The following is a 12,949-nucleotide window of genomic DNA, read 5'->3' on the forward strand; positions in this document are numbered from 1 at the left end:
GTTGGCTATGCATTCACAAGTGTTCGGACGATTAAAAAAAGATGTCATGCTGAGCTAAGTCGAAGCATGACATCCATCTTTTTTATATAAAAACCATTAGAAAAAAGCAAATATCATCTTCGGGACAACTATGGTTATATATTGTGCTATTGGTCATGAAATATATTACAATAAAAAAATCCCCGCTTTTGGCGGGGATTCAATCAACCTAATCAAACAGTGTTCAACCTGTAACCCTCTTTAGTATTATTGTACTGTATATCGTTTATGTAATTTGAGGATTGTTTTTATTGATTAGTTTATCACGATTTTACAGATTTAATTAAAAGTTTGCTTTCGCAACATCCCACCATACTCTTGTTCCACCATTATCCGGGCCACCCAATAATTGAACCGCGGCTTTTACCGCCGCGCCATTTGTGGTATATTCAGCTTGCGGATAAGCTAACCTGCGGATTTGAATTTGTGAGTCGATTGTACCGTTACTGTTATTAGTAACAACTGGAAACAATTTAGGATATCCGGTACGGCGGTATTCTGTCCATGCTTCTTCTCCTTCAGGGAACATGGCAAGCCATTTTTGAGTGATGATACGCTCAAGGTTCTGCTCGTTTGTAGCACCCGCATTCCATGCTATGGTAGCTGTTGATAACGCCGCAGAACTATTAGCGGAATTTGTTGGGTCTGTATAAGCAGCTTGTGTGCTGGTTGCATTTGTAATGTAGTTACCTGCTGATACACCCCATTGTGCCATGGAAGTTTGTATGCCTGTATTGTAATCAGTTTGTGCATCACCTGCGTTTGGCCAGCCGCGTAATGCTGCTTCGGCCTTTAAAAACCAAACTTCGGCAGCTGTCATCATAAGCATAGGCGATGAGGAGCTAACTGCTGTTGATGGGTTTAAGGTTGAATAACTATTATAACTTGGTTTAGCCGTTATTAATGAACCTATACGGATGCCAATATACTGGCCGGTATACGATGCCGGAAGTGCACCTGCTACTTTTGGGTCAGTAACTACAGGTGAAGCATATACCGGTAAACGCGGGTCGTTATAACCTGTAAGGTAAGTTTGTAATGGCGCGCCCAATGATATGTCTGTCCAGCTGGTTGTAATTACAAATAGTGGGTTATGGTATCCACCACCTGAAATGCCTGCATCATCAGACGGTACTGACATTAATCCGCCGTTGGTTGGATCTAATGCTTTCTCAGCTTGTGCTTGTGCGGTTACTGCATCAATTTTGGTTAAGTGCATTGCTAAACGAAGACGTAATGAGTTAGCGAACTTAAGCCATTTACTATAATCACCGCCATAAACCAAATCATATTTATAGAATGGGCTGGTAGAAGGTGTTTGCACAACGCCTGGATTGGCTGCAATGTATGTTTTAAGGCTTGTTACCGCTGTGTCCAACTCAAGAAAAAATTGGTTGTAAACACTTTGCTGGCTATCATAAGGGGTAGCAGTAACAGATTTTCCAACCGCGCTATAAGCAACCGGGCCATATTTATCGGTTACCCTGTGCATGGTTTCTACCTTTAATATTAACGCAATAGCCCAAAAGTCAGGTTGTGAGGCTTTGGTGCCAACACTGGCAATATAATTTATATCAAACATTGATATAGTATAGGCATCGCTAAAAACCTGTTGGTTCCACCCGTCAACCAAACTGTAAGTTAAGTTGTTGATGTTGCCTCTGAACGGATCGGGAGACATCATGTAGCCTGAATAACAATCAGCATTTAAATTCTCATTAAGCTGATAATTGCCTTCTTCGCCAAAAAGCGCTGTTTGTATCCCCTGGAATATTAGCGCTGCAGAAAATTGTGAAGGCTTTAAACCTGTATTATCTGTATTATATTTTTCAAAGTTTTTTGTACAACTGGTAACGGCCAGTAATACACATGCAAGCAAACCCGCAACGCTGAGCCTAAGCTTCATGGTATTGGTTAAATTATAATGTGTTTTCATCATTTTATATTTTAAAAGTGAATGTTTAGAAAGTAGCATTAAGGCTTAATCCGTAGTTACGTGTGGCCGGTTGGTTAAATACATCAACCCCCGATAAGCCATTGCCTGTTGACATGGTAACCTCAGGATCAAACGGTGCTTTCTTGTAGAAATAAATGAGATTTCTTCCTATTAATGAAAGCCTTAAGCTTTTAATCGCACCTGATGTAAACGGAACAGTATAACCTAATGATGCTTCGCGTAAACGAACAACTGTTGCGCTGTACATGTAATTTTCTGAAATACCGGCACGGCCGCCAACTGTACTGTACCAGGTGTAAGGGTCAACACTGGTAACAGGTACGCCTGTGGTGGCATTGACACCATTTATTTTTACACCACCTGCATTTCTGGCAGCGCCTGATGCTGCTGAAACACCGTACTGATCCATAACAGCTTGTGTAAGCGATAATACCTGACCGCCAAATTTTCCATCAACCAAAAATTCAAAATTGAAGTTTTTGTATTTGATGTTGTTTTGCCAACCTAACTGGAATTTAGGATCAGGATTGCCCAAATAGTTATATCCGTTATTGGTTTCCGGGGCACCACCGGCGCCTATTAATATTCTGCCTTGCGCGTCGCGTTTAAAGGTTACGCCATAGATGTCATCGTAAGAGCCACCTTTAGCTAATATTGATTCGTAGCTGTTATTGTTATTAGGTGTTAAAACAACTTGTGAAATGTCTAGTTTTGAGTCAACATCTAATATTTTGTTCCTGTTAGCAGATCCATTGAATGCGGTATTCCATGAAAAATCCGTGGTGTGTATCGCCTCGTATCCTAATGTGAATTCAACACCCGAGTTTTGTATGTTACCGGCGTTAAGGTATCCTTTAGAGAAAGAAGTTGTAAATGCTGGTAAAATAGCAATAGCCTGATCGGTAGTGTTTGATTTGTAGTAGGTAAAGCTTGCACTTAGTTTATCAGCAAAAAAGCGTAGATCGGTACCCAACTCAAATGAGTTAGTTCTTTCAGGCTTTAATAACGGAAATGGTGCTACTGAATTTAATGTAACGCCACCTGTTCCAAAGTGTGTTAATGGGTCTGTAGCATAGGGTATAGAAACAGTGTTACCAACCTGCGCATATGTTCCTCTTATTTTTGCATAGCTGATATCGGTAGGTAAAGCAAGCATTTGACTTAATATCAATGAAAGGCCTGCCGAAGGGTAGAAATAAGATTCATTTGGCGTATATGCCAGTTCTGACGACCAGTCGTTTCTGGCTGTAACTGTTAAATAAGCCCAGTTTTTGTAAGATAAGTTAGCGTTTGCAAATAAAGCCTGATCCTGACTGTGAACAGCTTGTAGGTTTTGTACAGGTGACCCATCAGCCGCAACATCTAAATTTTGCGGTACGAAAACATTAGGAACAATTAACCCATTACCATTGTAATTGTTATTTACATCAGGGCCAATGTTTGTTCCGTCAACATGATCATCAGTTATGCTGCCACCAAGTATACCATCTAATTTAAAATCTGATTTGCCCGGAACGGAAAACGTGATTAACATATCAGCATATTTATGCTCGTTCAGTTGGTTGGTCAACAAAAACTGTCCGTTTGATTTTGCCAATACGCCAATAGTCCCTGCGTATAAGTCCTGCTGGTAGGTGTCATAAGTACGATCGTCAATTCCCCTGGCTTGTATGCTTAACCAGCTGGTTATATCATATTTAGCAGTGGCGTTAATAATGGTACGGTTACGGTTACTGGTATTAGGGTCGCGGTTAGTTATCCACCAAGGGTTTTGCTGTACATCCTCATTAAAAGGCCAGTTTTGCGTTGGCGCGCCGTTGTAGCCTGGTGAACCAACCACAGGTGCTAACTCAAACTGATTTTTGTATGGAGTTATGCTTTGCCCCCTTGGAAATAAGTAAAGACCTGTAAGTGGGTTTAAATAAAAACCTAAGCCCGGACTATTGTCAACATTTTGAGCGATGTAGTTAACATTTGCATCAAGTGTTAACTTGTTGTTTAAGAAATGACCAGTTTCGCGTAAATTGATGTTATTGCGTGATAGTTTATTGCCTGGCTCAATACCTGCGGCAGTAGTATTTGCATAAGAGAAATAGGTTTGCGCTATATCTGATCCTCCGGAAATATTTATCGAGTTGGTATAGTTTGTTCCGGTTTGAAAAAACTGAGATAAGTTATTTGGCGCACCATCGGTTAACTTTGGTCCCCAGCTTTGTGTAGCAGCGGCTGGTGATTGGCCATAGCTGTTTTGGAATTGAGGCTCATAAGCAGCTTTATCAGCAGTAAATGATGATGAAAAGTTAATTACCGCTTTACCTGCTTTTCCTTTTTTGGTAGTGATCAATATAACACCATTTTGTGCCTGGCTACCATAAAGTGCCGCGGCAGAAGCTCCTTTTAAAACAGTAATGCTTTCGATATCATCAGGGTTTAGATTAGATATACCATCGCCACCATCCTGATTTGTGTTGGCAACGCCACCACCACCCTGACCTACAGCTGTACCGTAGGTGCTGTTTGGCTGGCCATTGGAGTTTGATCCGTTGGAAATTGGAATACCATCAATTACATATAATGGTTGATTGCCACCCGCAACTGATTTATTACCACGCAGGATAACTTTTGCCGAACCGCCCACACCTGAGGCGCTTGGGGTGATGGTTACACCAGAAAGCTTGCCATTCAGCGAGTTCATTAAGTTATCAGTAGGTACATCGGTAAGCTCTTTACCAGATACCTGATCTGTAGAGTAAGTAAGCGATTTCTCTGATTTTTTAATACCTAAAGCAGTTACTACAACTTCATTTAAGCTTTTAGAATCAGATGATAGTACTACAGTAAAGTTGGTTTGGTTAGCTACAATAATTTCTTTTTTAGTATAGCCTACATAGCTAAAAACAAGTACATCGCCGGGGTTTGCGCTTAGGCTAAATTTACCGTTTGCATCTGTTTGGGTGCCGGTTGTTGTTCCTTTTATAATTACAGAAACCCCGGGCAAGGTTATGCCTGTTTCATCTTTTACAACACCTTTTATTGGAGTCGCATTATTCACATTCTGGCTTATACCAGTGCTTGTGGGTCTAGTGTTGCTAAAGTTGATATGGTGGTAATTAGCCGCCAAAGCGAAGCAAGGCACTAGTAAGAATAGTGGTAATATTTTTTTCATTTTGTTTGAATTAGTTTAGTGTTAAAGTGTTGTTTGGTGTTTAGCTTTTGTTGTTTTTCTCCATGCTTAATTGTTTATTGGTGATTGAATGATTTTTATTTTCTTTATCAAAGTTTTCCATAACGAGCACAGCAGTACCGATGAGTTCGGCATTAAAACCGAGATCAGAGATAAGCAGTCCGGTGCTGCTGACGAGCCTTGGAATGCAATATTTATTTAAAGCCTGCTGCATCGGAGCCAGCAGTATTTTACCCACGATAGCGCCACGCCCGCTCAGCACGATACTTTCGGGGTTCATGATGTGAATGAGAATAGCTAAGGCCTTGCCTATTTTATACCCTGCATCGGATAAAAGCTCAATAGCGAACTGATCACCGTTATTGGCTGCCTCCATAATGGCGTTACCCACTAACTTAGACTGGTCCTTATCGGTATGCTTCAAACTGGAGATATGTCCCTTTTTAATTCCTTTAATGGCTTTCTCGGCCACTACGAGCATCGAAGCTTCCGCTTCCAGACAACCCCGCTTACCACAGGTACATAAAGCGCCATCCTCAGAAAGAGGGATATGACTAAACTCCCCCGCGAAACCATTGTGCCCGCGGTAGATCTCGCCATTAATGATCATGCCCAAACCAATCCCCCATCCCAGGTTAATGACCATGACATCTTTGTGATTTTTGGCGATCCCAAACTTCTGCTCAGCCAGGGCGATCAAACTGGAATCATTTTCGATATAAGCGGGCACACCGGTCTGTGCAGTAATCAGCTGGGTTAAGCTCTGCCCTGCGGAATCCAGGTAAGTATAGTTGATCCCTTCAGCGGCATCAATAAAACCAGGCATCCCAATACCGATCCCTGCAATTTTATCCTTAGGGATACCACAAGCAGCGATATAGTCATTAATATAATCAATCAGGGTAGAAAGGGCATGGGGGTTAGCGAAGAGCTTGAGTTCATTGAGTGCGATCTCGGCCACGGGATTATTGAGCAGGTCAACCATTTGTATGCGGGTAGAGAGCTGATCCATGGCCACGGTAACAATGTACAAGGCTGAAGGTAAAAGCGCATACATGAGCGGCCGGCGACCGCCGCTTGAAGGGGCATAACCCTGCTCGATAACAAAGCCTTCTTCGATGAGTTCGTTAACGGCTTTAGAAACAGAAGGAATACTTTTATCTAAAATCTCGCTCAGCTCGGCACAAGACAAAGCTTTGTCAAAATAAAGGCGCTTAATAATTATGTTCTTCAATTCGGCGCTTTTAACAATTTTAGTTCTAAGTTCCATTCAATTATTAAAATTATACATTGGTTAAAACAAACTTAAATAAAATAATATAAAATGTACAAATACTTTGTAATTATTTTTAATAAGTATTAAAAGTTAACTAGTTATGCTAAAAAGTGTTAAAACTTAATGTAGAATATAATTTATATTGTTTTAGATAAACAAAAACAATATAAAAGAAATGAATAGATAATAAAATAAATGAATAAGTTGTGTAGCCTTGGTGTTACGAAAGGATTTTCGGCCAAATTTTATATTGGAAATGCGTATTTATGGCAAATAAATGCTTTTGTTGAAAAAGTAGGTGAAAAAAGCAGGTAAAAAAAAATCCCCGCCTAAGCGAGGATTTTTTTTTGTAAATAATTAGATATTAATGGTTAGGGTTTTTATCCCACCATAATTTAGTACCACCGTTATCGGGGCCGCCAAGCGCAGCTACACCGGTAGCCACACCTTTTGGATTAACTTTATTTTCGTTAGTTGTATAAGGCAAACGGCGAACATAGCCTGTTGTGCTTATAGTACCACCACTGTCATTTTCTTTTACTTGAAATTGTTTAGGGTAGCCAGTACGCCTAAACTCAGACCAAGATTCTTCACCATCAGGGTATATGGCAAGCCATTTTTGAGTAATTATGCGTTGCAGGTTTTGCTCAAAGCTTGCTGTAGCATCATAATGTATGGTAATGTTATTTAAAGTTGGGTCGCCAGCAAGTATGTTGTTCGACGCATTAGTAGGGTCAATATAAGGGTTAGCCGTACTTGTAGTATTTGTAAGGTATCCTGCAGGCATAGTAACACCTCTTTCCTGAAATGAAGCAGTTACGCCAGCCTCATAAAAGGATTGCGCTGTACCACCTCCCATGTTCCAACCACGTAATGCACCTTCTGCCTTTAGAAAATAGCTTTCAGAAGAGGACATAATTTGCATTGGGGTAGTAGCAAGTACATTTAATAAAGAAAATTGGGTGTATTCAGCTGTGGTAATATTTAACCCACTGCGTATACCCTCAAATTTTGAATTGTATACAGATGGAAGAAAATATGCGCTTTCGCGAGGATCATTATAGCCCTCGATTATTGATTGCATTGGGGCTCCCATACAAATATCATTATAACCATTGGTAATGTTCCACAATGCATTTTGGTAGGATAGGCCATTTACCATGTTTAAAAGGGCCGGATCATTTTTCGGATCACTTAATAAACCATTAGGATCGGCAACAGCCTTTTCTGCCTGTGTTTTTGCCGTAGCGGCATCAGCATAAACTATACGCATTGCCAAACGTAACCTTAGGGTATTAGCAAATTTTAACCATTGTTTGTAATCGCCACCATAGATTAAATCGAAAGGTTTGAATGGCGTTGCGCCAGGGTTTGCTTTTACATAAGCGGTAAGTGTATTTACAGCTGTATCTAATTCGTTAAAAAAACGTGTGTAAATTGCTTGCTGACTATCATAAGGCACAAAGAAGTTACCGGTACCATATTGTGAGTAAGGGATAGGGCCGTATATATCAGTTACACGATGCATGCCTTCTACTTTAAGAATAAGCGCGATTGCAACAAAGTGCTGATCTTGTGGCCTGGCCAGTGCTTTTACCTGTTGCCAGTTATTCATTATGTGCTGATTGCCTGTATCAAATGCCTGGTTGTTCCAATCATAACGCATAAAATAAGTTGCATTATTCGGGCCAAAACCATAATCAGGAGATGACATATATCCACTAAAAATATCAGCATTTAAGTTTTGCTGTACCTGGTATGTATAATCTACCGGGCTGGCGATGTTTTCTTCCATATCTGGTAAAAATCCACCAATATATTGAAAATCTCCTGCAGCTTGTGCTTGTGTTACTTTGCTTGGGTTTGTGTTTAGCCCTTCAAAGTTTTTGGTGCAAGAGCTCGATAAAAGCAAGCCTAACAGGCCCACCCATAATATCCTGTTTTTTTTATATATCGTTTTCATATTTGCTATATTAATATGTGTTATTAAAATCGTGCTGAAACATTAAAACCTAATTGCCTTGTACTTGGTTGTCCAAATAAATCTAAGCCCTGTAACGTATTGTCGGTTGCCAAATCAGTTTCAGGATCGAAAGGTGCTTTTAGGTAGAAGAAGAACAAGTTACGACCAGTAAATGCCACGCGAACGCTGCTTATTTTATTGTTAAATACAGTGCCTGGAATAGTGTAACCTAATGATGCTTCTCTTAAACGGATATTTGTTGCTGAGTAAGCATATTCTGCTAATGCGCCAGAACGGCCACCTGCTGCTTCATAATATGTTTGAGCATACATTTTAGTTCCATTTACTAAAACACCTCCATTATCACGTGCCTCTCCCGAAGCTGCAGATACACCATATGCATCTAAGTATGCCTGGGTCATATCTATTACTTTGCCACCAAAACGGCCGTCAATAGTGAAAGCAAGGTCAAATTGTTTAAACTTAAAGTTGTTTGTCCAACCTAACATGAAGTTTGGATTTGAATTACCAACATCAACAAAGTCATTAGCATCAGTATTTACCTGTGGTTTGCCATTACTTACTACTATGTTGCCATTGGCATCTCTTAGCCAGTCACTTGCATAAATTTCACCAAATGGTTTTCCTACCCTTGCTTCAAGCGAATAGCTGTTGAATGAATTCGGGAATACAAATTGGGTTTGCGGGCCGGCAACCGGATCGGTGTATAACGAGATAACTTTATTTTTATTAAGTGAGAATGTGAAATTTGAGTTCCAGCTTAAATCATGATTAATATTGCCATGATAACCTAAGCTACCTTCAAAACCCTCGTTTTTAACGTTACCACCATTTATGTATTGGCTGGCATAACCACCTGATGCGGTTGATGTAGCCACATTAAATAGTTGGTTGTATGAGTTTGTATGGTAATAAGTCGCATCAAAACTAATGTGATCATTAATAAAACGCCATTCGGTACCAATTTCAAACGAGTGGGTAATTTCCGGTTTTAACGCAGCAAGTGGCTGGGTTAAATTTAAATTAAGGAAACCGCTGCTTAAAGTATACTGTGCAGGTGTACTTACAAAAGATGGGATACTGTTACCCACATCAGTATATGAAATACGTACTTTACTAAAGCTGATGAAGTCGGGCATTTTAAACATGCTGGTTAATACATCACTTAACCCTACTGATGGATAAAAGAATGAATCACTTGAAGTATAAGCTAATGCAGAAGACCAGTCGTTACGTGCGGTAACATCAAGGTATAAGAATTTCTTATAACCAAAATCAACGCTGGCGAAAAGTGATTGTGTTTGATTTTCTGTTTTATTAGTTTGGTTAAAAGGATTGCCGGCAGTAAGAATTACGTTGCCAACATTGAAATAGTTATCAATATTGCCAAGGTGTCCGTTAAATCCAAGTGAACTGTTTTGATTATCCTGTATACTTGCGCCTAATGTACCATTGATGTTAAAATCACTGGAAATATCCTTATTTGCATTCAGCAAGAAATCACTGTACACCTGGTTTGCACCACTTGAATTATAAGCATAATTACCGGCCATGCCCGCGAAAAGAGTGGCGGTACCGGCGTATAATTTTTGATCGCTTGTTTGCGTGGTTTTATCCAAATTTACACGGCCTTGAAAGTTAAGCCAGCTATTGATCTCGTATTTGGCTGAAACAGTTGCCAATAAACGGTTTAAACCTTGATCGTTAGGGTTACGGTATTGTACCCAGTAAGGGTTTTGTAAGTCATCACCCGAGCCGCCAATATAAGGTTGTATCCAGTTTGGCAGGTTGATATTACGTGTTGGATCAAATGACTCGTAATTTTTATACTGGTTAAAATCTACACCTCTGGGGAATAAATAAGTACTTGTTAAAGGGTTAAAATAAGTGCCCGAAGTTGGGCGGTCTATCGTATTTTGGAAAATATAGTTAGCACTTATATCCAATGTTAATTTATCATTTAACAGTTTGGATGTATTGCGTACGGTGATGTTATTTTTGTTGAAAATGTTTCCGGGTTCAATTCCGTCGGCATGGGTATTTGCGTACGAAACATAAGTTTGGTTTTTCTCGGTACCGGTGCTTAATGTAAATGCATTAATTGTGGTAACCCCGGTGTTAAAAAAGCTTGCAGGATCGGAGTTAACGGTGCCCGGCGCTTCTTTTGCTCCCCAGGAATTAAGGGAAGTTGTACTTGCAAGGGAACTATCCCCACGGCCATAAGTGTTTTGCAGTTTCGGCACTAATACAGCCTTATCAAAAGTTGTATTGGTGTTAAGTGTGATAGTAGTTTTACCTGCTTTGCCTTTTTTGGTGGTTATTAATATAACACCATTAGCCGCGGCGCTACCATATAAGGCCGATGCAGATGCACCTTTTAGCACGCTTATACTTTCAATATCATCCGGGTTAATGTTTGATATACCATCACCACCATCACCGCTGTAAGCGAATACGCCGTTGGGTTGCGCGCTGGTAAGTGGTTGAAGCGGGATACCATCAACAACGTATAAAACATTACTGCTTCCGTAAATTGATTTGTTTCCGCGTAAAATAACTTTGGTTGAACCGCCTGCACCGGATGAACTTTGGGTTATTTGTAAGCCTGATACTTTACCATCAAGACTGTTTACAAAGCTTGGGTCTTTTGATACTTCCAGCTCTTTGCCGCTTACGGTTTGTTGATCGTAGCTTAATGATGCTTGTGTTTTTGTGATACCTAAAGCGGTAACAACAACCTCATTAAGGGCTCTGGCATTCGGAGCAAGTGTTATATCAAAGTTAGTTCCATTAGCAATTGTTATTTGTTTGCTAATGTAGCCTACATAGCTAAATACCAGAACATCTCCCGTATTGGCATTAATGGTAAATTTACCATTAACATCCGTTTGGGTACCTATTTGTGTTCCTTTTATCGCTACGGTTACGCCCGGCAGGGCTGCACCTGTTTCGTCTTTCACAATACCCGTAATAGGGGCTTGTGCTTTCATGCTACGGCTTACGCCGGTGATGGTAATGTTTGCCTTGTTAACTGCATTTGGATGGCTGCTTGCCCCCATAGCAAAACATGGCACTAATAATATTAGTGGTAATATTTTTTTCATGTTGATTGAATTAGTTTAGTGTAAATGAGTTGGGTGGGTTTAGTTTTTGCTTGTTTTTTCCATGCTTAATTGTTTAGTGGTGAGTGATTGGTTTTTATTGTCTTTATCGAAGTTTTCCATAACCAGTACGGCCGTGCCAATGAGCTCGGCGTTAAAGCCCAGTGCGGAAATTAGTAGTTCGGTGCTGCTAACCAGCCTTGGTATACAATACTTGGTGAGTGCCTGCTGAATAGGGGCAAGCAATATTTTACCCACAATAGCCCCACGACCACTTAGTACAATACTTTCGGGGTTCATGATGTGGATGAGAATAGCCAGGGCTTTGCCAATTTTATACCCGGCGTCTGATAATAATTCAATAGCAAACTGGTCGCCGTTATTGGCGGCTTCCATAATGGCGTTGCCTACTACTTTATAAGGGTCTTTATCGGTATGTTTTAAACTGGATATGTGTCCGTCTTTTATTCCCTGAATGGCTTTTTCAGCCACTACCAACATGGATGCTTCGGCTTCCAGGCAACCGCGTTTGCCGCAGGTACACAAAGCGCCATCATCAAAAAGTGGGATATGGCTGAATTCTCCTGCAAAACCGCTGTGGCCGCTATATAATTCGCCATTTACGATCATACCAAGCCCGATACCCCAGCCTAAGTTTATCACCATTACATCCCTGTGGTTTTTAGCGATACCGAATTTTTGTTCGGCAATAGCTATTAAGCTGGAATCATTGGCGATGTAAACAGGTGCCCCGGTTTTCTCGGCGATTAATTCGGTTAAACTTTGCCCGGCGGAATCCAAATAAGTGTAGTTGAAGCCTTTTGCAGAATCAATAAAACCAGGCATCCCAATACCAATACCGACTATTTTATCCCTGGCTACGCCGGAGGCATCTATATAATCATTAATATATTCTATCAGTAAGGGCAGGGCCTTGGGGTTGTTGAATAACTTAAGCTCTGTCATCACCGTTTCTGCTATTGGGTTATTATGCAGATCGAGCATTTGGATGCGGGTAGACAGCTGATCCATAGCTACAGTAACAATATACATGGCCGAGGGCTGCAAACAATACATCAGCGGGCGGCGGCCACCGCTTGACGGCGCATAACCTTGCTCCATTACGAAACCTTCTTCAATTAGTTCAGTAATTGCTTTGGAAACAGATGGGACACTTTTCTCTAAAACTTCGCTCAGGTCGGCACAAGATAAAGCCTTATCAAAATAAAGACGCTTAATAATAGAGTTCTTTAATTCGGCGCTTTTGACGATCCTGGTTTTTAATTCCATGGTGAATAATAATAATTGGCAAGTCAGTAGAACAAACTTAATAAATTTCTGCCTGAAAAAACAAGCACTTATTAAAAAAATTTAAAAAGTATATTAGCTTAGTATAGATTTAACAGCA

At 40.4% G+C, this 12,949-nt stretch carries 6 protein-coding genes; all 6 read right to left on the minus strand.

Features of this window, described 5'->3' with window-relative positions; all coding sequences use genetic code 11:
* Positions 1–322 precede the first annotated feature (322 nt).
* The 6 genes from GSQ74_RS08820 to GSQ74_RS08845 all read right to left on the minus strand — a co-directional run bounded on the left by GSQ74_RS08820 (position 323) and on the right by GSQ74_RS08845 (position 12,831).
* Positions 323–1,978, minus strand: a complete 1,656-nt coding sequence (locus tag GSQ74_RS08820; protein ID WP_254060836.1) for a SusD/RagB family nutrient-binding outer membrane lipoprotein — start codon at positions 1,976–1,978, stop codon at positions 323–325.
* Between the two features lie 22 nt (positions 1,979–2,000).
* Positions 2,001–5,162, minus strand: coding sequence for a SusC/RagA family TonB-linked outer membrane protein (locus GSQ74_RS08825; protein WP_158992291.1), 3,162 nt, complete (start codon positions 5,160–5,162; stop codon positions 2,001–2,003).
* A gap of 40 nt (positions 5,163–5,202) precedes the next feature.
* A complete protein-coding gene (locus GSQ74_RS08830; RefSeq protein ID WP_158992293.1) occupies positions 5,203–6,450 on the minus strand; it encodes an ROK family transcriptional regulator in 1,248 nt (415 codons plus the stop codon).
* 370 nt (positions 6,451–6,820) lie between these two features.
* Positions 6,821–8,419 (minus strand): SusD/RagB family nutrient-binding outer membrane lipoprotein, encoded by a 1,599-nt coding sequence (locus tag GSQ74_RS08835; RefSeq protein WP_158992295.1) that lies wholly within the window; start codon positions 8,417–8,419, stop codon positions 6,821–6,823.
* 23 nt (positions 8,420–8,442) lie between these two features.
* Positions 8,443–11,544: a SusC/RagA family TonB-linked outer membrane protein gene (locus GSQ74_RS08840; protein ID WP_158992297.1), complete on the minus strand. Its 3,102-nt coding sequence runs from the start codon at positions 11,542–11,544 to the stop codon at positions 8,443–8,445.
* 39 nt (positions 11,545–11,583) lie between these two features.
* A complete protein-coding gene (locus tag GSQ74_RS08845; RefSeq protein WP_158992299.1) occupies positions 11,584–12,831 on the minus strand; it encodes an ROK family protein in 1,248 nt (415 codons plus the stop codon).
* Positions 12,832–12,949 lie beyond the last annotated feature (118 nt).

The organism is Mucilaginibacter sp. L196, from assembly GCF_009765905.1.
Classification (GTDB): Bacteria; Bacteroidota; Bacteroidia; order Sphingobacteriales; family Sphingobacteriaceae; genus Mucilaginibacter.